The sequence below is a fragment of the Streptomyces sp. NPDC059816 genome (assembly GCF_042732055.1).
GTDB lineage: Bacteria > Actinomycetota > Actinomycetes > Streptomycetales > Streptomycetaceae > Streptomyces.
Map to the genome: position 1 here is coordinate 52464 of NZ_JBHWIQ010000021.1, position 20998 is coordinate 73461.

At 71.5% G+C, this 20998-nt stretch carries 20 protein-coding genes and 3 pseudogenes; 16 read left to right on the plus strand and 7 right to left on the minus strand.

Features of this window, described 5'->3' with window-relative positions; genetic code table 11:
• Positions 1-68: 68 nt before the first annotated feature.
• From ACFV88_RS25585 to ACFV88_RS25625, 9 genes and pseudogenes are all read left to right on the plus strand, one after another.
• Positions 69-1949 (plus strand): BTAD domain-containing putative transcriptional regulator, encoded by a 1881-nt coding sequence (locus ACFV88_RS25585; RefSeq protein WP_385494228.1) that lies wholly within the window; start codon positions 69-71, stop codon positions 1947-1949.
• 86 nt (positions 1950-2035) lie between these two features.
• Positions 2036-2275 (plus strand): hypothetical protein, encoded by a 240-nt coding sequence (locus ACFV88_RS25590; RefSeq protein WP_385494229.1) that lies wholly within the window; start codon positions 2036-2038, stop codon positions 2273-2275.
• Positions 2276-2355: 80 nt separating this feature from the next.
• A complete protein-coding gene (locus ACFV88_RS25595) occupies positions 2356-2730 on the plus strand; it encodes an FKBP-type peptidyl-prolyl cis-trans isomerase (protein ID WP_385494230.1) in 375 nt (124 codons plus the stop codon).
• Between the two features lie 169 nt (positions 2731-2899).
• Positions 2900-2972, plus strand: a pseudogene (locus tag ACFV88_RS25600).
• Between the two features lie 57 nt (positions 2973-3029).
• Positions 3030-4184: a gala protein gene (locus ACFV88_RS25605; RefSeq protein WP_385494231.1), complete on the plus strand. Its 1155-nt coding sequence runs from the start codon at positions 3030-3032 to the stop codon at positions 4182-4184.
• A complete protein-coding gene (locus tag ACFV88_RS25610) occupies positions 4181-6094 on the plus strand; it encodes an ankyrin repeat domain-containing protein (RefSeq protein WP_385494232.1) in 1914 nt (637 codons plus the stop codon). The genes ACFV88_RS25605 and ACFV88_RS25610 overlap by 4 nt, the downstream gene beginning before the upstream one ends.
• Complete coding sequence (locus tag ACFV88_RS25615) at positions 6091-7281, plus strand: AAA family ATPase (protein WP_385494233.1); 1191 nt, start codon at positions 6091-6093, stop codon at positions 7279-7281. The genes ACFV88_RS25610 and ACFV88_RS25615 overlap by 4 nt, the downstream gene beginning before the upstream one ends.
• 14 nt (positions 7282-7295) lie before the next feature.
• On the plus strand, positions 7296-8501 hold the full coding sequence (locus tag ACFV88_RS25620; protein ID WP_385494234.1) for a VWA-like domain-containing protein: 1206 nt from the start codon (positions 7296-7298) through the stop codon (positions 8499-8501).
• Between the two features lie 174 nt (positions 8502-8675).
• A complete protein-coding gene (locus ACFV88_RS25625; RefSeq protein ID WP_385494235.1) occupies positions 8676-9770 on the plus strand; it encodes an endonuclease/exonuclease/phosphatase family protein in 1095 nt (364 codons plus the stop codon).
• Here ACFV88_RS25625 and ACFV88_RS25630 read toward each other — a convergent pair.
• A complete protein-coding gene (locus ACFV88_RS25630; RefSeq protein WP_385494236.1) occupies positions 9757-10707 on the minus strand; it encodes a S28 family serine protease in 951 nt (316 codons plus the stop codon). The two genes, ACFV88_RS25625 and ACFV88_RS25630, sit on opposite strands and share 14 nt — an antisense overlap.
• A gap of 29 nt (positions 10708-10736) precedes the next feature.
• Here ACFV88_RS25630 and ACFV88_RS25635 point away from each other — a divergent pair, with 29 nt between their 5' ends.
• Positions 10737-11870: a serine hydrolase domain-containing protein gene (locus ACFV88_RS25635; RefSeq protein WP_385494237.1), complete on the plus strand. Its 1134-nt coding sequence runs from the start codon at positions 10737-10739 to the stop codon at positions 11868-11870.
• 21 nt (positions 11871-11891) lie between these two features.
• Here ACFV88_RS25635 and ACFV88_RS25640 read toward each other — a convergent pair whose 3' ends face one another.
• Both ACFV88_RS25640 and ACFV88_RS25645 read right to left on the minus strand, forming a co-directional pair.
• Entirely contained in the window at positions 11892-13334 is a 1443-nt protein-coding gene (locus ACFV88_RS25640; protein WP_385494238.1) for a sensor histidine kinase, read from the minus strand.
• Positions 13331-14017, minus strand: coding sequence for a response regulator transcription factor (locus ACFV88_RS25645; RefSeq protein WP_385494239.1), 687 nt, complete (start codon positions 14015-14017; stop codon positions 13331-13333). The genes ACFV88_RS25640 and ACFV88_RS25645 overlap by 4 nt, the downstream gene beginning before the upstream one ends.
• A 220-nt stretch (positions 14018-14237) precedes the next feature.
• On the opposite strand from ACFV88_RS25645, the pseudogene ACFV88_RS25650 reads away from it, so the two are divergent.
• From ACFV88_RS25650 to ACFV88_RS25660, 3 genes and pseudogenes are all read left to right on the plus strand, one after another.
• Positions 14238-14714: pseudogene (locus ACFV88_RS25650) on the plus strand (ferric reductase-like transmembrane domain-containing protein); the annotation flags it as partial.
• A gap of 93 nt (positions 14715-14807) precedes the next feature.
• The gene (locus ACFV88_RS25655; RefSeq protein ID WP_385494294.1) at positions 14808-15014 is read left to right on the plus strand and encodes an FMN-binding protein; all 207 of its coding nucleotides are present in this window, start codon (positions 14808-14810) and stop codon (positions 15012-15014) included.
• A gap of 22 nt (positions 15015-15036) precedes the next feature.
• On the plus strand, positions 15037-15756 hold the full coding sequence (locus tag ACFV88_RS25660) for an FAD:protein FMN transferase (protein ID WP_385494295.1): 720 nt from the start codon (positions 15037-15039) through the stop codon (positions 15754-15756).
• Between the two features lie 37 nt (positions 15757-15793).
• Here the strand turns inward: ACFV88_RS25660 and ACFV88_RS25665 are convergent, their stop codons facing one another.
• Entirely contained in the window at positions 15794-16186 is a 393-nt protein-coding gene (locus ACFV88_RS25665; protein ID WP_385494240.1) for a PPOX class F420-dependent oxidoreductase, read from the minus strand.
• Positions 16187-16258: 72 nt separating this feature from the next.
• Here ACFV88_RS25665 and ACFV88_RS25670 point away from each other — a divergent pair, with 72 nt between their 5' ends.
• Positions 16259-16633, plus strand: a complete 375-nt coding sequence (locus ACFV88_RS25670) for a hypothetical protein (protein ID WP_385494241.1) — start codon at positions 16259-16261, stop codon at positions 16631-16633.
• A gap of 67 nt (positions 16634-16700) precedes the next feature.
• Positions 16701-17267, plus strand: coding sequence for a TetR family transcriptional regulator (locus ACFV88_RS25675; protein WP_385494242.1), 567 nt, complete (start codon positions 16701-16703; stop codon positions 17265-17267).
• A 336-nt stretch (positions 17268-17603) separates the two neighbouring features.
• Here the strand turns inward: ACFV88_RS25675 and ACFV88_RS25680 are convergent.
• Both ACFV88_RS25680 and ACFV88_RS25685 read right to left on the minus strand, forming a co-directional pair.
• Positions 17604-17809, minus strand: a pseudogene (locus tag ACFV88_RS25680) (transposase); the annotation flags it as partial.
• A 37-nt stretch (positions 17810-17846) separates the two neighbouring features.
• A complete protein-coding gene (locus ACFV88_RS25685; RefSeq protein WP_385494243.1) occupies positions 17847-18101 on the minus strand; it encodes a DUF6332 family protein in 255 nt (84 codons plus the stop codon).
• A 978-nt stretch (positions 18102-19079) separates the two neighbouring features.
• On the opposite strand from ACFV88_RS25685, the gene ACFV88_RS25690 reads away from it, so the two are divergent.
• Positions 19080-19637 carry an LmbU family transcriptional regulator gene (locus ACFV88_RS25690; RefSeq protein WP_385494244.1) on the plus strand — a complete coding sequence of 186 codons (558 nt, stop codon included), beginning with the start codon at positions 19080-19082 and terminating at the stop codon, positions 19635-19637.
• A gap of 84 nt (positions 19638-19721) precedes the next feature.
• Here ACFV88_RS25690 and ACFV88_RS25695 read toward each other — a convergent pair whose 3' ends face one another.
• Positions 19722-20765 carry an ornithine cyclodeaminase family protein gene (locus ACFV88_RS25695; RefSeq protein ID WP_385494245.1) on the minus strand — a complete coding sequence of 348 codons (1044 nt, stop codon included), beginning with the start codon at positions 20763-20765 and terminating at the stop codon, positions 19722-19724.
• Positions 20766-20998 lie beyond the last annotated feature (233 nt).

Genomic DNA, 20998 nt, shown 5'->3' on the forward strand with positions numbered 1-20998 from the left:
CTGCGTCACGTGCTGAGATGAGGGACGTGGTTTCGGCAAGCCCCCCACCTACCGATGAAGGAACCGCTGTGTCTCATGCCATCGGCTTCAACCTGCTCGGAGCCATGACCGCGCATCACGGGGACCGGCAGATCAGGCTCGGCCCTGCGAAGCAGCAGTGCGTGCTGGCCGCCCTCCTGGTCGACGCGAACCGGGTGATCCCCTTGGACTCGCTCCTCGACCGCGTATGGCACGAGGACCTTCCGCCCACCGGAAGAGCGGTTCTGTACAGCTACGTCGCCCGCATCCGTCGGCTGCTCTCCTCAGCCGGGCAGGACGGTGAGGGAACCGAGATGCCCGCCATCATCCGCTCGTCGGGCGGCTACATGGCCCGGGTCTATCCGTCGCAGGTCGATCTGCACCGCTTCCGCAGCCTCGTCGTCTCCGCCCGCAACCGCGCGTCCGATCCCGCCGCCGCCGTCGAGCGCTACCGTGCCGCACTGCGTCTCTGGCGCGGTGAACCGCTGCTCGGACTCACCGGCCGCTGGGTGGAGGCGGTCCGGGAATCCCTCGCCGCCGAGCGAACGGCGGCGCTGATGGAATGCCATGCCGCGGAACTGCGCGCCGGACGACACGTCACCCTGCTGCCGGAGTTGGAGGCCGTGGCCAAGGGCCGCCCGTACGACGAGGTCTCGCTGCGGAACCTGATGACGGCCCTGCACCGCAGCGGCCGCAGCGCCGAGGCCGTGGCCCGCTACGACCGCACCCGCCGACTGCTCTCCGAAGAACTCGGCATCGACCCGAGCCCCGCCACTCAGGAGCTGTACCAGGAGCTGCTCCGGGCGACCGACGCGCACGGCCAGGACGGGGCCGGCGGTGCGCCACCGCGTGAGCCGGTGATCCAGCCCCAGCCGATCACCCGGCCGGCCCAATTGCCCCCGCTCTGTCGCGGCTTCACCGGACGCCACCAGGAACTAAGCTTCCTTGATGCAATCTTGACACAGTCCCCGTACGAATCCGGCCAGTCCCGAACCGTTCTCCTGGAGGGCATGGCGGGGATCGGCAAGACCGCCCTCGCCCTCCAGTGGTCACACCGCGCCCGCGAGGGATTCCCCGACGGACAGTTGTACCTGGACCTGCACGGAAGCGACCCGCGCCGACCCCCGCTGACCCCCGCGGCGGCCCTCCAACGCTGTCTGCGGCAACTGGGCATCCCCGTCCCGCTCGCCCAACACGACGTGGACGAGGTCTCCGCACTGTGGCGTTCGGTCGTCGCCGACCAGCGGCTGCTCCTGGTGCTCGACGACGCCGCCTCCGCCGACCAGGTCGAACCGCTGCTGCCCGGCGGCCGCGGCTGCGCCACCCTCATCACGACCCGAAGACGGCTCGACCGTCTGACGGTCCGCCACGAGGTCCATCCCCTGACCGTCTCGAACCTGCCTCCCGACAAGGCCACCGATCTGCTCGCCGCGCTCGTCGGACCGTCCCGGACGGACGCGGAGCCCGAGGCCGCCGAGCTGCTGGCGGATGCCTGCGGCGGGCTCCCCTACGCCTTCCACGTGCTCGCCGTCCGACTGCACCGCCGCCCCCGGGAGCCGCTGTCCGCCATGGTGGCGCAGCTCGACCGCACCTCCCCGCTGGACCTGCTGCGGACCGGCGCCTTCGGCTCCGCCTCGGTCCGTGCGCTGCTGGACACCTCCGTCAAGGCCCTGCCCGGCAGGGCGCGGCGCGCCTTCCCCACCCTGGGCATGCTGTCGGCCGATCCCTTCCACGCCGAGGAGTTCGCCGCGCAGGCGAAGTGCACACCGCTGGAGGCGCAGGACATCCTGAGCGCCCTCGCCGAGGAACACCTGCTGGACGACAGCGGTTCACACGAGTACACGACCCATGCCCTGGTCCGTTGCTACGCGCTGGAACAGGGCGACCGGTCGAACGCGGCCGTGGCCGCCACCCCGGGCCGAGGGGCCTGACACCACAGCACCGGTCCACTGCAACGACGCGGGGGACCCCGGCCGACCGACCACCCGCCGCCCTCTTCCTCTCCGTCGCGGGGCTCGTGGCCGCGGCGCTCGCCACGGCGCCCGGGGCGCACGCCTCACCACGGGCGCCCGGGACGACGTACTACGTCGACGCCCTGTCCGGCAACGACGCCAACAGCGGTACGCCGACCGCACCCCTCACCGTCACCGCGTACGGAGACCGCTCCGCCGCCCTCCCCGTCGTCGGCGGTCACCCGTCCCGTGAGCGCTGCGCCCCGCCGGGGCGCAGCTGCGCGCAGGGTCGGGAGCCTCGGTAACGTGACCGCGTGCCGTACGGAACGTCCATGCGGCCGGCCGTTCCGTACGAGGGCTGCCGGCGGAGAGCGATGAGGTGGCAATGAGTGGACCGACGAAGCCCGAGGTGGACGTGCCCGAGGGGGCGGCCCCCACCGAGCTGACCTTCCGGGACCTGGTCGTCGGGGACGGGGCCGAGGCGAAGCCGGGCAGGGTGGTGAGGGTTCACTACGTCGCAGTCACCTTCGAGTCCGGGAAGGAGTTCGACACCTCCTGGGACCGGGGCCAGCCGTTCAAGTTCGCCGTGGGTGGGGGCCGGGCCATCAAGGGCTTGGACCGGGGTGTGCGGGGGATGAAGGTCGGCGGCCGGCGCGAGATCATCGTTCCCCCGCGTCTCGGCTACGGCAAGCAGTCGCCCTCGCCCTTGATCCCGGCGAACTCGACCCTGGTGTTCGTGGTCGACCTGCTTTCCGTCTGAGGCAAGCGGGTTGCCGGTCGGCCAGGGAGCCGACGGGAGTGCGCACGGCCGAACCTCCCGGCCGTCGGCGTGGCACCGGCCACCCGGAACGCCTCCGGCACCTGACTTCCCCCCATTTCGAACCAGCGATCGAAAAATCGCGACGACTACGCTTATGATCGTCCGCAGCAAGGCCGTAGCGCAGAGGTCGTCGCGCCCACGCATCGAGCTGGAGGACGTCGGTTCGAATCCGACCGGTCTTGCGCCTACTTGATGTCGACGCGGACGCCGGGCCCCGGCGCAAGACCGGTGGAGTGGTGATGGACCAGCCGACAACGCCCGTACGCTGCCCCGCGATCGAGCATCCCGATCTGCCGCTCGCCGACCCCGCGCTGCTCACGCCGCTGATGGCCCGACTCACCGAGGCGCGGCCCGTCGCCGAGGACGAGGCGTTCCCGCTGGGCACCCTCCGCGCCGACGGCCGGGTGGACCTGTGCAAGCAGGGACTCGGCCCCGAGGGCGCGGCGCGCCTGCTGCCGGTGGCCGCGGGCTCCCCGCACGCCATGCACCTGCTGCTCGGCACCAACTCCCTCGGCGACGAGGGCGTGCGTTCCGTGACCGGTGCCCTGGCCGCCGCACGGGACGCCGGTACCGCACACGGCATCCGGACCCTGTACCTCGGCTGCAACCGCATCGGCCCGGCCGGCGTCACCGCACTCGCGGACGGGCTCGCCGAGGACACCTCGGTGCGCGCCCTGTGGCTCAAGCGGAACCCGGTGACGGTGTCCGGCGCCCGCACCCTCGCCGTGCTGCTGCGCCGCAACAGCACGCTGCGCACCCTGGACCTCGTCAACTCCGGGATCGGACCCGAGGGCGTACGGATCCTCCTCGACGCCCTCCTGGACCGTGGGGCTCCGCTCGAACGGCTCTTCCTCGGGGGCAACGGACTGACCGCCTCCGACGCCCCGCTACTGGCCGCCCTCGTGCGCGACGCCGGTGTCCGTGAGCTCTACCTGACGGCCAACCACCTCGGCGACGAGGGCACCGCCACCCTGACCGCCGCCACTGACCCGGCCCGGCCCGTGCGCCTCGGCCTGGGCGGCAACGGCATCGGCCCCGCCGGAGCCCGCGCCCTCGCCGACGCACTCGACGGCATCGAGACCCTCGACCTGGGCCGGGCCATGTCGGAGCGCAGCCTCGGCTCACCCGGCAACACCACCGGCGACGACGGCGCCCGGACCCTGGCCGCCGCCCTGCCCGGAAGCCCGCTGCGCCGTCTCGAACTACGTCACACCGGCATCACCGGCCGAGGCGCCAAGAGCCTGCTCGCCGCGCTCCCCGACGGACACCGTCTCGAATACGTGGGCCTCGGCCCCGGCACGCCCCGCCGCCTCAAGCGGTCCTTCACCGAACGGCTGCGGCCGGCCCTGCCGACCCACCCCGACCTGCGGGCGATCGGGAGCGTGTACCGGTGACCACGCGTCCCGTCCCGCCCGGCGGCCTCTCCCCCGAGGACGTCTCCTCCTGGGCCCGCGTCCGCCGCTACGCCGTACCCCGCTGGATGATCGAGCGGGCCACCCAGGCCCGGGAGGCCGGCGACTGGCGGACTGCCTGCGCCGTGGCGGCCGTGGACGTGCCGGACGACCTCGACCCCGAACGGATCGCCGACCGGTACGGCACCGACGTGGCCGCCCGCGTCGCCGACGACCTGCGGCACCTGGCGCCCGACCTGCTGCGCTGGCACCTCCCGCGCACGCTCGGCGGCCACACCACCCTCGCCTGCTGCCGCCGCGTCGTCCTCGCCGCGTACGGCGACGTCGGCTGCGTCCTGTCGCTGACGAACACCCCGATGCTGGCCGGGCCGCAGCGACTCCGCCTACACCTCGGCCCGGCCGTCGCGCCCGACGACGACGAACTCCACGGACTGCATTACTTCACGGAGGACTGGACCGCCGCCCGCCGCTTCTGGGACGCCCGCCGCACCGGCGAACTACGCCGGAGCGCGGGCGCCGCCGACGCCTTCGTCGCCGCTCCCCACGGCCGACTGCCGTTCCTCCACCTCGACGGCACGCCCCTCACCCCCGAGGAACTCCCGGACGAGCACCCCGGCAGCACCGACCCGGCCGCCCTCGCGGAGTGGGTCGCGGTCCTCCAGGCGCGCGGCGAGCACACCGAGGCGTACGCCGCCGCCGGACTCGGCCTCGACCTCACCGCGCCACCGCAGGGCCCACGCACCTCCCAGCCGCTCGACGTCGCCCGGCTCACCTCGTTCATCGCCCCCGACCTCACCCGCCTGGCCCCCGAGATCCGCCTCCTCGCCCGCGCGGGACGCGGGTCGCGCTTCCGCCTCCCCGTGGAGTGGCGCGGCCACCTCCGGGCCACACTCGACCCGACCGACCCCGACCGCGCCCCGCTGCGCGTCACCGGCCACGACCGGGGCCAGGAGGACGACAGCCCGGGCTTGCCCTCGTACGTCTGGCAGCGGCTGCCCGACATCGGTCTGCTGCGGGCCGGCCGGATACGGCCCGAGGAACTGCACCCGCTGGTCGCCGCCGCGCTGTTCCCGCACGCCGGCCCCGTGACCGGCCCGCCCGACCCGCGGATGCCCGAACCCGTCAGGGTCCGCTGCGGCGGCGCATGGCACGAGGTCGTGTCGCGCGACGGCGTACTGGCCGGCCCGCACACCGAACAGGAACGCCAGCGCGAGCTGGCGCTGCGCGCCTTCGGCGGCACCATCAGCGGCTGCTTCGCCGCGCAGGTCAAGTGGACCAGCGGCGAGGGACAGCTACCGAAGGCCCTGCGGGAACAGCGCAACGCCCTGTTCCTGCACGCCCAGCACGGCGACACGCCCGCCGTGACGGCGCTCCTCGACGCCGGCACCGACCCGCACGTCCGCGACCGCAAGGGCCGCGGCCTGCTGCACGCCCTCCACCTCCTCGACCACCGCGCGTTGCTGCCGCGGCTGCTGGCCGCCGGGCTGGACCTGGAGGCGCAGGACGGAGCGCACCGCACCGCGCTCCAGAACGCCGTCAACGAGGGCGGTTCCGCCGACCTGGTCAGGGATCTGCTCGCCGCCGGCGCCAGGATCGACGTCATCGACGAGATGGAACTGTCCCTCGCCCAGGTCATCCGCCGCTACGAGCGGACCGATCTGACGTTCCTGCGCATGCGCGTACTGCGGGAGCACCCGGGCATCGGCTCCGACTGGTTCGACAGCCACCTGGACGAGCGGTACTCGGCCGATGCCGACGTGGACGCCGACTGGGACGAGGAGGAGCCGGAGGAGGACGAGGAAACGGCCGGGGAACCGGACCCCTCCGCAAGCCCGAGCGAGGACCGCACCGCCGGCGACCCTGCGGCAGACGACGAGGACATGCAACCGTGACCGCCCCCGTACACGCAGCCCTCGCTGCCGCCGACGACCTCAACACCCGCCTGGGCACCACGAGGACCGAACCGGCCACCAACCCCCAACTGGAGGCCCTCGCCCTGGCAGTGACGGCGAACCAGCCCGTCCTGCTGTGGGGCGAGCCGGGCATCGGCAAGTCCGCCGGCATGGAACAGCTCGCCGACGCCCTCGGCGTACACCTGGAGACCGTGGTCGCCAGCGTCCACGAACCGTCCGACTTCGCCGGACTCCCGATCGTCGGCGACGACCCGGCCGGCTCGGGCGTGCCGATGGCGCCGCCGGACTGGGCGGTCCGACTCGCCCGCACCGGACACGGCCTGCTGTTCTTCGACGAACTGTCCTCGGCACCACCGGCCGTGCAGGCCGCCCTGCTCCGCGTGGTCCTCGAACGCCGGGTCGGCAGCCTGGCACTCCCCGCGTCGGTACGCATCGTCGCCGCCGCCAACCCGCCCTCCAGCGCCGCCGACGGCTGGCACCTCAGCCCGCCGCTCGCCAACCGCTTCGTGCACCTCGACTGGACGCACGACCCCCGTACCGTGGCCCGCGGCATGGCCGGCACCTGGCCCGAAACCGCCCTGCCGACGGTGGATCGGGGGCGCGCGTCCGGTTCGGTCGCCCGCGCCCGGGGCGTCATCAGCGGATTCCTGACCGCCCGTCCGGGCCTCGCCCACCACATGCCGAAGGAGGCCGAGGGTCGCGGCCGGGCCTGGCCCTCACCCCGTACCTGGGAGATGGCGCTGCGGCTGCTGGCCACCGGATACGCCTCGGGCGCCGGGCGCGAGGCACGGGCCACCGCCCTGATGGGCGCCGTCGGTGAGGCCGCCGGCATCGAACTCCTCGCCTATCTGGAAAACTTGGACCTGCCCGACCCCGACCGGGTGCTCGCCGACCCGTCGGCCTTCGCCCTGCCCGACCGAGGCGACCGCCAGCTGGCGTTCCTCATCGCCGTGGTCGCCGCCGTGCAGAGCGAACCGACCCGCCCCCGCTGGGAAGCGGGCTGGGAGGTCCTCGCCAAGGCGGTGGACGCCGGAGTGCCCGACGTGGCGGCACGGGCGGCCCGTGACCTCGCCGCGATGCGCGAACCGCACTGGCCCATCCCGCCCGGCATCGACGCCTTCCTCGAACTGCTCCAGCTCGCCGGCGCGCTGCCGGGCGCGCGCTGACCGGCCGTCGCTCCGTGACCCCCGCACCGGGCGGCGGCCTCGACCGCGCCAAGCTGCTGGCCGCCCGCTACCAGGCCGCCGAGGCGCGCCCGTACCTCGCCTCCGCCCTGTACGCCCTCACCGTCGTGCCGTCGGACCGGGTGAGCACGATGGCGGTGGACCGCTACTGGCGCTGCTACGTGGCGCCCGCCTTCGTCGACGCGACCGCCGTCGAGGAACTGGCCGGGGTGTGGATCCACGAGGCGGCCCATCTGCTGCGCGATCACCACGGCCGCGCCGACCGGCTGCCGGCCGCGGACCTGCGGGACCACCTCCGGGTCAACATCGCCCAGGACTGCGAGATCAACGACGACCTCATCGCCGACGGTCTACGGCTACCCCCCGGACGTATGGAACCGCAGCTCTTCGGGCTGCCGGCAGGGCGGCTCTTCGAGGAGTACCTGCGGGACGTCCCGGCCTCGCCCCCGCACCCGCCGAACTGCGGATCGGGGTCCCACGGCGTCCCCGCCCCGTGGGACCTGGGCGAGCACGCCGGCACCGGCACGGCCGGTGTCGGCCCGGTGGAGTCCGAGGCCCTGCGCCGCCAGACCGCCCAAGCGGTCCGCGCCCATGCACGGTCCCGGGGAACGGTTCCGGCGGGCTGGCGGCGTTGGGCGGAAGAGCTCCTGGAGCCCACCGTCGACTGGCGCGCGGCACTCACCGGCGCCGTCCGTGAAGCCGCGGCGTGGGCGGGAGGCGCGGTCGACTACACCTACCGCCGCCCCTCACGCCGCACCCCCGCCCTCGGCGGCCGGGTGGTACTGCCCAGCCTGCGCCGGCCCCTGCCCCGCGTGGCCATCGTGGTCGACACCTCCGGCTCGATGGGCGAGGACGACCTCGCCGCCGCCCTCGCCGAGGTCTCGGGCGTACTGCGCGAGGTGGGCGTCGGCGGCAACCGGGTCGCCGTCCTCGCGTGCGACGCGGACGTCCAGGCCGTCGCCCGGGTGACCGCCGTCGACCAGGTCGAACTCGCCGGCGGCGGCGGTACGGACCTGACCGTCGGCATCCGTACGGCACTCGCCGCCCAGGACCCGCCGAACATCGTCGTCGTCCTCACCGACGGCTACACCCCCTGGCCACCGGAGCCCGTCTCCGCCCGGCTGATCGTCGCCCTCATCGGCGAGGACCCGCCCCAGCCCCCGCCCTGGGCGGAAACCGTACGCATCCCCAACCCCGCTTGACGTGCGCGCTGGTCCCGGGCGGTGGGGGGATCACGGCGCGACCACTTTCGATCATTCAACATCTGACGTTGCGCTCGGGTTCATGCCGCGTGCACGAGGGGCCTCGACCGTGAGTCCCGGCCCGCTCCGCACCGTGAGCGGGTCGTGGACGCAGGTGGTTGATGGAGGTCACTGATGGTCAGGCGTCGTGAACTGCTCGGGATGGTCGGCGCGACCGTCGGAGCGGGAGTACTGGCAACGGGCGCGGCCGAGGCCGCCCCCCGGGGTGGGCGGAAGCACGGTGGGCCCTCACACCGCAAGCTCAAGGTCATGCAGTTCAACATCTGGCTCGGCGGCAGCCGGGTGCCGGGCGGGCGGGCCGGCATCGCCGACACGATCGCCGCGGTCGAACCGGACGTGGTGATGCTCAGCGAGTCGAACCCGGAGCGGGTGGCCCATCTCCTGGCCGATCTCGCCGACCGGGGGCTGACCTACTTCGACAACGAGAACCCGGTCGATCCCGCGGTGATCTCGCGCTACCCGATCATCGAGCACGCGTCGTTCCCGTCCTGGTCGAAGGCGGTCGTCTCGGTCGACGGCACCGAGGTCGCGGCGTACTCCGGGCACTTGGAGTACCGCTACTACGTCACCTACCTGCCGCGCGGCTACGGCGGCGGCACCCCGTCGCCCCTGGAGACCTCCGAGTACGGCTGGGGCGAGATCCCGACCGGTCCGATCACCGATGTCGACCTGATCACCCGGCTCAACACGGCCTCGGGACGCACGAAGGCGACGAGGACGGTGCTCGCGGATGCCGCGAAGGAACGGGCCAGGGGCCGGCTGACGCTGTTGGCCGGTGACTTCAACGAGCCCTCGCACCGGGACTGGAACCGCCGGACCCGCAACCTGTTCGACCACAACGGCGCCGTCGTCCCGTGGTCGACGACTAAGGCGATCGAGGACGCCGGTTTCCGCGACAGCTACCGCGTGATCCATCCGGACCCCGTCCGCAGGCCGGGCTTCACCTGGCCGAGTGACAACCCGGGCGTCGACGTCGGTCAGCTCACCTGGGCGCCGAAGGCCGACGAGCGGGACCGGATCGACTTCGTCTTCTACCACCCGGACCGGCGGATCCGGCTGCTCGACAGCGTCATCGTCGGACCGTCCAGCACCATCGTGCGCAACGAGCGGGTCGAGGAGTCGGGCAGGGACAGGTTCTGGGAGCCCACCTGGACCTGGCCGACCGACCACAAGGCCGTACTCAGCACCTTCCGGGTCACCACGCGCTGAGCACGTTCGCGCCCCGGTCCGGCCCTGCGCCGTCGCGCCCCGGCGTTCGCCAGCGACGCGCAGGGGCAGCGGGCCCGTTGACCCACCGGTGCAGCGCGGCGACGGCCTCCGTACGGTGACCGGGGGACAGGCCCGCGATGGTGACGTGGTGGTTGCCGCCCTCGACCCACCGCACGCGAAGCTGCGGGGTTCGATGGCGTTCGGGTACTTCAGGAGTCCGTTCAGATGATCGGTGGGCACGGTCAGGTAACCCATCTGGGTGCCGAGTTGGTACCAGTAGGGAATGAAGTTCCGGGTCGGCGCTGCCGATGATGCGGAAGGTGTCGTGGGCGGCGGCAGCCCATGCCTCGTAGCGGGCGACCAGGTGCGTGCGACGCAGCAGTACCTCCCGCTGCGCCGCCTTCAGGGCGTCGCGGGTGGCTGCGGGGCCCACCCGTTCCAGGAACCGCACGTAGGCGGAGTCCTCGTGGTCGTCGACGTTGTTCGGGGCGGAGTAGGCGACGGTGCCGTCCACGTCGTGGGGGTGGAAGCGGCGGTGGTGCACGCTGGCCATGCCGCCCTTGCTGCCGCCGGTGGATATCCATGCGCCGGGGTAGATCCGACGGAAGAGCTGGACCACTCGGTGGTGATCGTCCGCCGCTTGACGGATCGTCAGGTGAGTGAAGTCGTCGACCGTCGGACGCGAGGCCCCGAAGAAGCGGTGCTCGATGCCGAGTTGGTTGCCGTCCAGGAGGACCGTCGGTTCGGTCCGCCGCGCGGTGAGCGGCACTTCGTAGCCGGTGCTGAACAGGATCGTGGGGCGATCGGGGGATCCCCCGGGCGAGGGAACGGCCTCCCTCTGCCGGGGGAGACTCCCCCGAACGGCGATGCGTCGGCGTGCGATCCGCCCGGCCCGCGCGGGAATAGCGGCCCTGGGAGCCCGAGTTACGGAAAGCACGGCATCCGTACGGCAATTCGGGAGGGTTCATGACAGTTCAGGGCACGGTGGTCGACGGATTCGAGGGGGTACGGGAGGAGTTCGCCGCCTTTCTCGCGGGTGAGGAACACGCTCCGGGAGCACAGTTGGTGGTGCACCGGGGCGGCGAGCAGGTGGTGGACCTGTGGTCGGACGGGGTGACCGGGGAATCGCTGCTCGGCGTCTTCTCGTCCACCAAGGGCGCGGCCTACCTGGCGACCGCGCTCCTGGTCCAGGACGGCCTGCTGGACCTGGACCGCACGGTCGCCTCGTACTGGCCGGACTTCGCCGCCGAGGGCAAGGACGGGATCACGCTGCGCGAACTGCTCGCGCACCGGGCCGGGGTGCTCGGCCTGGACGCCGGGCTCACCCGGGAGGAGCTGGCCGACGACCGGGCGATCGCGGCCCGGCTGGCCGGGCAGCGCCCGTTCTGGCAGCCGGGGCGGGCCTTCGGCTACCACGCGCTCGTGATCGGCGCGCTGGTCGGCGAGGTGGTGCTCCGGGCCACCGGGCGCACTCTTCAGGAGTGGTACGAGGAGCGGATACGCGCCCCGTACGGGCTGGACCTGTGGCTGGGCCTCCCGGAGCGAGAGGAGCCGCGCTTCCTGACCACCCTGCCGATGATGCCGACGCCGGAGCAGGCGGCAGAGATCGAGGCCGCTGCCTACAGCCCGTACAGTCTGACCGGAATCGCCCTCAACGAACATGCGCCGGACCACGCCGAGCTGTACTCCCTCCCGAACTCCCGTACCGTCCGCGCGAAGGGCCAGGCGTCGGCGGCCGGTATCGGCTCGGCGCGCGGTCTGGCCGGCGTGTACGCGGCGGCCGTGTTCGGCCTGGACGGCCAGAGTCCGCTGCTGAAGCCGGACACGGCGGCCGAGTTCGCCCGGGTCCACTCCGAGGGCAAGGATCTGGTGGGCGGTGAGCCGGATGCGTTCGGCCTGGGCTTCCTCGCCTTGGACGTGCGCTTCCCGTTCCTCGGCGCCGGCTCCTTCGGCCACGGCGGCGCCGCGGGCTCCCTCGCCTTCGCCGATCCGCGGCAGGGCTTCGCCTACGCCTACACCCGCCGCCGGTACGCCTTCCCGGGCGGCCCGGCCCCGGAGAACGACCGTCTGCTGCGCTCGGTGGTCCGGGTGCTCGGCTGACCGGGCCGGCCTGCTGCTCCCTCAGGACGGCGTCGACTCCGCGCGCGGCAACTCCAGGACGAAGGCGGTGGCGCCCGGCTCGCTGCTCAGGGTCAGGGTGCCGCCGTGCGCGGCCACCAGGGAACGGGCCACCGCGAGGCCGAGACCGGTGCCGCCGCCCTCACGGCTGCGGGCCTTGTCGACGCGGTAGAAGCGGTCGAAGATCCGACGCTGGTCGGCGTCCGTGATGCCGGGCCCCGTGTCGGCCACGACCACCCGGGCGGACTCCGGCGTCAAGTCCACCGTCAGGGACACCTGCGTCCCCTCGGGAGTGTGGACGGCCCCGTTGGTCAACAGATTGTCGAGCACCTGGCGAACTCGGACGGGGTCCAGGCTCAGCGGCAGCGACCGGGGCCCGATGTCGAGGGTGAGCGGACGGCCGGGGTGGGCGGCGCGGAAGGCGTCGGCCGCCTGCCGGGCGAGGTCCGCCAGATCGCACGGTTCCAGGCGCAGCGACGCGTCCACCTCGGCGGCGTCGAGTCGGGCGAGCAGCAGCAGGTCGTCGAGGAGGACGCCCATGCGGGCGGCTTCGGAACGCAGTCGGGCGAGGTGCTTGTCGCGTTCCTCGGGGACGTTGGCGGCGGCGTACTGGAACAGGTCCGCGTAGCCGCGCACCGACATCAAGGGAGTGCGCAGCTCGTGTGAGGCGTCGGCGACGAAGCGGCGCAGCCTCTGCTCGGCCTCGGACCGCACGGCCAGGGAGTCGTCGATGTGTTCCAGCATCGTGTTGAAGGCGGTGCGCAGTTCCTCGACCTCGGGTCCGCCACCGGACCGGTCGGCGCGCAGGGGCAGCCGGGCCGCCGACTCGGTGAGGTCGTGCGAGGCGATGCCGTGTGCCGTGTGCGCCATGTCGCTGAGCGGTTTCAGACCGCGCCGCAGCAGGAGCCGTCCGGAGACGACGAGGGCCAGCAGGGCGACCGTGAACGCGATCACCTGGACCGTGATCAGTTGCTCCATCGTGTCCTCGGTCTCCGCCATCGGGGCGGCGCTGACCAGGACGACCCCGGGCACGACCTCGCAGGCCCGCAGCCGGTAGGCACCCATTCCCCCCACGTGCGCGGTGCTCGTCACATCACCGGTGGAGTCGGCGCGCCGCTGGGCGAGGGCAGTGAACTCCTCGATGTCGTCCGGCACATCGGCTGGTCGGCGCAGCGCCGCGGTGCCGTCGCGGACGTCGTACACAGCCGTGTACCACCCGTAGTACGGCTGACGTGTGACCGTGCCGTTCTCGGCGGCGTCCTTGGCCTGTACGTTCTGCACCAACTTCAGCTGGGCGATCTGCTGGTGTCCCAGGTAGTCGCGCATGTACGCGGTGAGGGCCGTGCCGACGACGGCGAACGCCACCAGGGAGAGCACGCCGAGACCGAGAGCGAGCCTGGTTCCGAGGCGGAGCCTGCGGTAGGTGTGGCGCAGCCGTGCGCTCATTCGGCTCGCCTGACCACGTAGCCGAAGCCGCGCACCGTGTGGATCAGTGGACTGCCGGTGGCGTCGAGCTTGCGGCGCAACCTGCTGACGACGAGCTCGACGACGTTCGAGCGGCCGCCGAAGCCGTACTCCCACACATGGTCGAGGATCTGCGCCTTGGTGAGTACGGTCGGGGACTTGCGCATGAGGTAGCGCAGCACGTCGTACTCGGTCGGGGTCAGTATCAACCGGCTTTGCCCACGCCGCACTTCCCTCGTGTCCTCGTCCATCGTCAAGTCGGCGACCCGTAGGAAGGACCGCTTGGATCCCGGCCCGGTGCTGCGCCGCAGCACGGTGCGGAGCCGGGCCATCAGTTCCTCCACCGCGAACGGCTTGACCAGGTAGTCGTCACCGCCGCGGGTGAGCCCCGCGACCCGGTCGGCGACGGTGTCGCGCGCGGTGAGGAACACCACGGGCACCATCGTCCCGGCTGCGCGCAGCCCGTCGAGCACGCCGAAGCCGTCGAGGTCGGGCAGCATCAGGTCCAGGACGACGATGTCCGGGGGCAGGCCGGCGGCCGACCGCAGCGCTTCGCGGCCCGAGTTCGCCGTGACCGCTTCCCAGCCCTCGTAGCGGGCAACCGTCGCGACGAGGTCGGCGATCGCCGGGTCGTCGTCCACGACCAGCACTCGTATCTTGTCCACCCGTCCATCCTGCGGCACACGGACGGCAGCGCGACCCCTGCTGGTCTGCGCCGGGGCACTTCGACACGGAGTTGAAAGTCCCCTGACAGGGAATCGACAGGTCCCGGCGGTCAAGCTCTCTCCACCGACTCGATCCAGGAGGTACCGGCCCGTGACCGTTGTCCCCTCGACGTCCGCACCGCCGCCCCCCGCACCGGCTTCGCCCGTTCCCCCCTCTTCGCTGCGCCCCCGGGTGGCGGCCAGAGCCGGCCTGTACGCCCTGCTCGGCGCGAACGCGGCGGCCGTCGGGTACTTCTTCTCCCAGGCGGGCTTCGCGTCCAACGCACTGATCGTGCTCGGTCGTCTCTGCGGCCTCTACGGCGCCCTGTTCATGGCCTTCCAGCTGCTGCTGGTCGCCCGGCTGCCCTGGCTCGACCGCCGCATCGGCATGGACCGGCTCACTGCCTGGCACCGCATCACCGGCTTCGGACTGCTGTGGTCGCTGGTCGGACACGGCGTCTTCATCACCTTCGGCTATGCCCAGGCGTCCTCGCTCGATCCGGCCGACCAGCTGATCGACCTGGCCGAGACCACCGAGGGCGTGCTGCGGGCTGTCGTCGCCATGGTCCTCATCCTGGTCGTCGGCGGGGCCTCGGCCCGCTGGGCGCGACACCGACTCGCCTACGAGACCTGGTACTTCATCCATCTCTACTCCTATTCGGACACCTCCGTCCCTCCGTCGACCTCCTCCGGCACCCGGGTGAACACCGGGGCGACCATCCCGACCGAGAAGGGTGACGTACAGGTCGAGGTGACGCTGACGGCAGGCAGAATCACTGCGGTCAAGGCCCTCAAGGCTCCCGCACACCCCCAGACCACGGCAGCCCTGCCGAAGCTGATCGAGGCGACCCTCGAAGCCCAGAGCGCCGACATCGACGCGGTGACCGGGGCGACGATCACCAGCGACGGTTACCGGGAATCCCTCCAGGCGGCCCTCGACCAGATGAGCGGCACCTGACGTGATCCGAGTCGAACACGTCATGGGTCTGCCGGTCTCCCTGCGCATCGACGACACGCACGTTCCCGCGGGGGCCGCGGACGCGGTCTTCGCGTGGCTCCGGGAGGCCGACGCACGGTTCAGCCCGTTCGCCCCCGACAGCGAGGTGTCCCGCCTCAACCGGGGCGAGCTGAACCTCACCGACATCAGCGCCGACCTCGCCCGTGTCCTGGAACTGTGCGAGCACTACCGGCGGGCGAGCGGCGGCGCCTTCGACGCGCGCATGCCGGGCCGGGAGCTCGACCCGTGCGCCGTCGTCAAGGGCTGGTCGGTCCAGCTCGCCGCCGAACTGCTGACGGCAGCCGGTGTACGAAGGTTCTGTGTGAACGCCGGCGGCGACGTGGTCGTCGGCGGCGGCCCCTGGAGGGTGGGCATACGCCACCCCGAGGACGCCAGCCGACTCTGCGCGGTGCTGGAGCTGACGGATGCGGCTGTCGCGACGTCCGGCCACTACGAACGCGGCGCCCACGTCCTCGACGCCCGGACCGGCCGCCCCGCCACTGGTCTGCTCTGCGTCACGGTCGTCGCGCCGACGCTCACGGAAGCGGACGCGACGGCGACAGCGGCGTTCGCGCTGGGTACGGAGGGCGTCGCTTGGGCGGCCGGGCGCCCGCACTGCGAGGTGTTCGCCGTCGACACGAGGCGCAAGGTCCTGAGCACGGCGGGGCTACCCACGCCACGCACACCCGCGCGTACCTCTTGACGGCCGCTGCTCCAGGTACCCCTCCCTGCACGTCTCGCTATCCGTCCAGTCGGATCCGGATGCCCACCGAGCGCTCGGAGCCGCCGCGCAGCCTGCTGCCGAGCAGCCCGACGCGGGCGATCAGCCCGTACTTCCGCTTCATCAGACCGGTGACGTGCGCGCTCTCATCCGGCGCCAGCACCTCGGCGAAGCCGGGTACCGAGGCGCCGAGCGGCCTACCCCGCACGTCACAGGGGCCGACCGTGACCTGACCGCCGTTACGGATCCGCTTCACCTTCCCGGAGTCCGCCGCGCTCCACACCGCCAGCGTCTGACCGTCGAGCATGACCCAGACGGGGGTGGGGACTGCTCTGCCGTCCCTGCGGAAGGTGGTGAGGAGCAGGTACTTGCCGGCGGCCAACTCATGCAGGACCGCGTCGATATGAGTCATAGCCGTAGGGTAACCGGTTAGTCAATTAGACTGCCGCCGGTACGGCCGACGGATGCGAACGACGCATTCGCGGTGTCCGCCATGGGTCGGGCCCGGTTGCGCTGGCAGTCCTGGCGGGCTCGCCGGAAGTCGTCGTCCGCGGTACGGGCGGGCTCGGCGACGGGCACACCCTCCGGCAGCGCAACGCCGGTTCGGACGGCCGCGGGCGGTCGGCTCTCCGGCCCCGCAGGGCGGCGTGCGCGCCGGATCTTCGAACGGTACGGCGTGGTGGGCTTCGGCATCGTCGGCCCCGCCCTCTTCGGCACCTGGGGCTCGTCCCTGCTCGGCGCCGCGCTGGGCATCCCCCGTTGGCGCCTGATCCGCTGGCTGATGGCCGGGGTCACCCTGTGGTGCACCGTCATGCTGTTCGCTTCGGATGCGGCCTTCGACGCCTTCGGATTCGGATGACCTGCCTGTGCACAGCCCCGTCCACGGCACTGCGTCGACCGGGTGGTCCCCCACTACGATGACCCGCATGTCCCGAGCCGAAGCCACCAAGATGCGTATCCTCCGGGCCGCCACCGACGAGTTCGCCGCGCACGGCATCGCCGGAGCCCGGGTGGACCGGATCGCCAAGGCGGCGTCGGCCAACAAGAACCTCATCTATGTCTACTTCTGCAGCAAGGACCGGCTCTTCGACACGGTCTTCGACACCCATGTCACCCACGGCCTGAACACGGTGGCCTTCACCCCCGACGACCTCCCTGGCTATGCGGGGCGCCTCTTCGACTACGGCCAAGAGCACCCCGAGGTCATCCGGCTCGCCATCTGGCACCGCCTGGAGCGCGGCGACAGCCCAGACCGGGACCCGGCCGCCGCGGCACCGACACGCGACGCCAAGCTGGAGGCGCTCGCCGCAGTACAGAAGGACGCAGGCATCGGCGCCGCCTTCTCGCCCACCGCGCTGCTCACCCTCGTGCTGAGCCTTGCCCTAGCGTGGAACCCCGGCAACGCCACCGGCATGTCCGCCGCCACGATCGAGACGGAGAGCACCGACGACCGCCGCCGCTCGATCGTCGAGGCCGTGCGCCGCCTCCTGTGAGTACCGGTCGCACCGGAGAATACCCGCACAGATACGAGTCGGGCCGACAGGGCGTGAACCTGTGACCCTTGACCCCCAGGAGTGCGGTTCACCAGGAATGTACGGAGATAACAGACTTAATGCGGGGGCAGGTTGTGCATGGAAGCCCCTCGCACGCCCCGACAGGACAGCCCGGCCCTGCACATCCGCTCGCACCAAGGGGCACCGCGAAAGGACAGCAAGCGCTCACCGCAGCCTTCCGGGAAGCGCGAGGGCGGGGACATTCACTGGCTCCCTCCGCGGCACTCCGCCTGCGGGATGCCGCACCGACCGGGCAGGGTGCTGGTAGAGGCCGTCCGCGGTCGCTCCGGACGGTCCGAAAGACGACGACGGCAGCTGCTGCCACGTGCAGCCTGACGTGGCAACGAACACGATCGCGGCCAGCACTTCCCGGTCGCCGTGCCGATGTCGACCACCGCCCTGCACCCGCGACGGCGCCTCTGGCGCCACTCGCTGGGACGACCCCACCACTCGTCCGGCGCCAGCCGCTCAACGATTCCCACGCCGGGCGGCTACCGACCGCAAGGCAATGAGTTGCAGTCAGCGGCCCATTCGGCGCTGCTCGTCGAACCGAAGCAGCACCCGCACCAGACGCCATACTCCGGCCACCGCTCCGAGCAGTGCACCCCCTACCCACACGCCTCTCCCCGTCGATCCAGAGAGGTCAAGGACCAAGGCGAGAGCCCAGGCGGCGGCAAAGATCACTCCAGCCAGCACGGCGGCCGTCACCAGGGCGAAAACGATCTCCACCGTCATTGCGTCCTTCTCCCACCGCGACTCACGCCCCATGTCCATGCTTCAAGTCTCACACCACGTTCAAACCAACGGGCCCGCCTTGGCCTCCGATGTGCACGGGCGGCTCGGTCACCAATGGAGATGACTTCTTGGTGTCGGGTCCGACCGACCTCCCGGTGACGGGGAGTGTCCGCACCCTCGTCCGCGCGTGCTGCCCGGCGCTCTGGGTCCGCCCGGCGGGACCACCGGCGACCCTCCGCTGCGGGAACGGCGACTTCGGCGGTGGCCCGCGTTCGGTGCGGCTGGCGCGCGGGACGGATGGCCGTAGCCGATCGGGCCATCGGCCGTCCTGCCCGCGCGACTCCCCGGACGCACAGCGGCCTGCGGTGCGGGTCGCGGGCGCACCACCCCGGGGAGCGACTCTTTCGCGAAGGTCGAGTTTCAGCCGCCGCATTCATCTCCGCCGTGAACTGTTCGTGATCACGCTCTACCGACTACCTCCCTTGACTGGCGGTTTAGAGATCACGTAACGTAATTCACGCAGCACGGTTGGTGCAGCGAAGTCATTCGAGAATGAACACCGATCCCAGGAGTTCCCTCTCAAATTCCTAATGGTGTGCGAACGCAACGAACGCGGAGGAAGCGTGAAAGAGCCGCCCCGCGATGACAGAACCGAAGAGAGTCACCGACTTCCCCTCGGTCGCGGGCTCTCAAGGGTCGACACACCAGCCGTGTTCTTCTTTCCGGTGACGAACCGGCATGCTGCATCGGCGAACCACTCATGAAATCACCACGTCCCCGTCCGGCTGTGTGCGGCCGAGCCTCAGTAACGACCGGCGGTGAATGTTGTTTCACCTCCGGATGCAGACAAGATTTTCCTTGTTCGTTTGTTTGCGCGGAAATCTCTTCCCAGGGGGATCGCAAAAAATGATCAGAACTCGGGCGGACCTGTCCAGCACCCGAAGCAAGGAACAACGGGCGCCCAATTCACCTCCCGGCACAGTACGCAACGGTCGGCCCGAGCCGGAACAGCTCCTCATGACGAAGGTCGGGCTGCGCTTTCCTCCGAATCTGAGCTTCCATGAGTGGGAACGAGCCGGGCGGCGTCTCTCCGACATCGTGGACTCGTCCTCCTGGTGCTTGGGCGACTGGCTGATCTACGGGAAGGAGCACTACTCCGACCGGTATCAGCGGGCCTTGCGGGCGGCCGGGCTCCAGTACCAGACGCTGCGCAACTACGCCTGGGTCGCCGGTCAGTTCCCCCTGGCGCAGCGGCGGTGCGGGCTGAGCTTCCAGCATCACGCTGAAGTGGCGTCGCTCGCGCACGACGAGCGGGACCGGCTGCTCGACAAGGCGGAGCTCAACCAGTGGACGACCAAGCAGTTGCGTGCCCGTATCCAGGTGGAGCGCTCGGGGTGCGGGAGCGAGACCCCCGATCTCGCGATCATCCCGCGTATCCAGGTGCCCAGCAGCAGGCTGGTGTCCTGGCGCCGGGCCGCGGACCACAGCGGCAGCGACTTCGGGAGCTGGGTGCTCTCCGTGCTCGACCACGCGGCGGAACAGACCCTCGCCGAGGGGACCGAGCCGGCGGCCTGAACGCCCCGCCCGGCGAACCGGGTCGGTACCCCCGGGGCCGGAACCGAGCACGGTTCCGGCCCCGGGGGTCACTCTTGCGGCGGGTCAGGCACGCGGCCCGCTGATCGAGTACGGGTCGAGCAGATCCTCCGGACGGCCCTCGATCGAGACCTTGGTGCCCAGCCCCAGTTCCTTGGCGAGGTCCATGAACACGTCCAGCGCCAGATGGTCCTCGAAGGCGAACCCCGTGGAGTCGAAGACCGTCAGCCGGTCCCGGTACGCCTCGTCGGGCGAGGCGCACACCTCGGCCAGCGTCGGGCCGATCCCGTCGTCCGCCAGCTGCTGGCACTCCCCTTCGCGCAGCGCCTGGCCGCGGTGGTCCGGGCAGACCAGCGCCCGCCGTAGCAGGGTGACCGGTAGTTCGGTCTTGCCGATCTCGTCCGCGCCGATCGAATTGATGTGCAGATGCGGCGCGTGGTCCCCGTCCGGGAACACGGGCCCCGCCCCGACCGGTACCGAGGTCGCGGTGCACAGCACGTCCGCCGCGGCGAGGATCTCGCCGGGTCGGGCCGAGCGGACGTCGAGGCCGAGGAAGTCCGCCCGCCGGGCGAAGGTGCGCTCGTGCGCCGGGTCGATGTCGTGGACGAGGACCCGGTCGATGTCCAGCACCAGGCTGAGGCCGTGCAGTTGGGTGACCGCCTGCGCGCCCGTGCCGATCATGCCGACGGTCCGGGACCCGGCGTGCGCCAACCGTGTGGTCGCCACGGCGGACGCCGCACCGGTACGGATGGCCGTCAGCAGGACCCCGTCGGTGAGGGCGACGAGCCGACCCGTGTCGTCATCGACGCGCGCGATCGTGCCGAGGATCGTCGGCAGATGATGGTCAGCGATGTTCCGGGGGCTGTAGGAGATGGTCTTGACGGTGACCCCGGCCCGCGGTTCGCGGTGCGGCATCGTCTCTATGACGCCGGGGACGTCTCCTGTCCGGGTGAAGCCGGTGCGTATCGGTGAATCGGACCACAGGCCCTGCCCCAGTTCCGTGAAGCCTTTCTCCAGAGTGGAAATCATGCGGCGCATCAAGGCGTCGCGGCCGACGATGTGCAGGATGCGCGCGACGTCGTCCTGACCGATCAGCCAGGTGTTCTCCACAGAGCACTCCTCACCTCAGTTCGGTGGCTGCACGACGCCCAGAAATCCGGCAGCGTGCTGTGATCCGATGACATTCCGGGACAACGGGCCGAGGGAATTCCCCATATGGCCGGTGGATCGCGGCCGGCGGTCCCGCAGACGGCGAACAGCCGCCGGGTAGCAAAGCGAAAGGTCACGCTAGCAGCCGGTCGGCGCCCTTCGCGAACACGTGGACGATCCCTTTCCCGGTATTC

Excerpts from the sequence above, each read along its gene's own strand:
- ACFV88_RS25595 (WP_385494230.1), top strand. The coding sequence starts at position 2,356 with ATGAGTGGACCGACGAAGCCCGAGGTGGACGTGCCCGAGGGGGCGGCC.
- ACFV88_RS25605 (WP_385494231.1), top strand. The coding sequence starts at position 3,030 with ATGGACCAGCCGACAACGCCCGTACGCTGCCCCGCGATCGAGCATCCC.
- ACFV88_RS25625 (WP_385494235.1), top strand. The coding sequence starts at position 8,676 with ATGGTCAGGCGTCGTGAACTGCTCGGGATGGTCGGCGCGACCGTCGGA.
- ACFV88_RS25635 (WP_385494237.1), top strand. The coding sequence starts at position 10,737 with ATGACAGTTCAGGGCACGGTGGTCGACGGATTCGAGGGGGTACGGGAG.
- ACFV88_RS25640 (WP_385494238.1), bottom strand. The coding sequence starts at position 13,334 with ATGAGCGCACGGCTGCGCCACACCTACCGCAGGCTCCGCCTCGGAACC.
- ACFV88_RS25660 (WP_385494295.1), top strand. The coding sequence starts at position 15,037 with ATGGGTCTGCCGGTCTCCCTGCGCATCGACGACACGCACGTTCCCGCG.
- ACFV88_RS25665 (WP_385494240.1), bottom strand. The coding sequence starts at position 16,186 with ATGACTCATATCGACGCGGTCCTGCATGAGTTGGCCGCCGGCAAGTAC.
- ACFV88_RS25675 (WP_385494242.1), top strand. The coding sequence starts at position 16,701 with ATGTCCCGAGCCGAAGCCACCAAGATGCGTATCCTCCGGGCCGCCACC.
- ACFV88_RS25685 (WP_385494243.1), bottom strand. The coding sequence starts at position 18,101 with ATGGACATGGGGCGTGAGTCGCGGTGGGAGAAGGACGCAATGACGGTG.
- ACFV88_RS25690 (WP_385494244.1), top strand. The coding sequence starts at position 19,080 with ATGACGAAGGTCGGGCTGCGCTTTCCTCCGAATCTGAGCTTCCATGAG.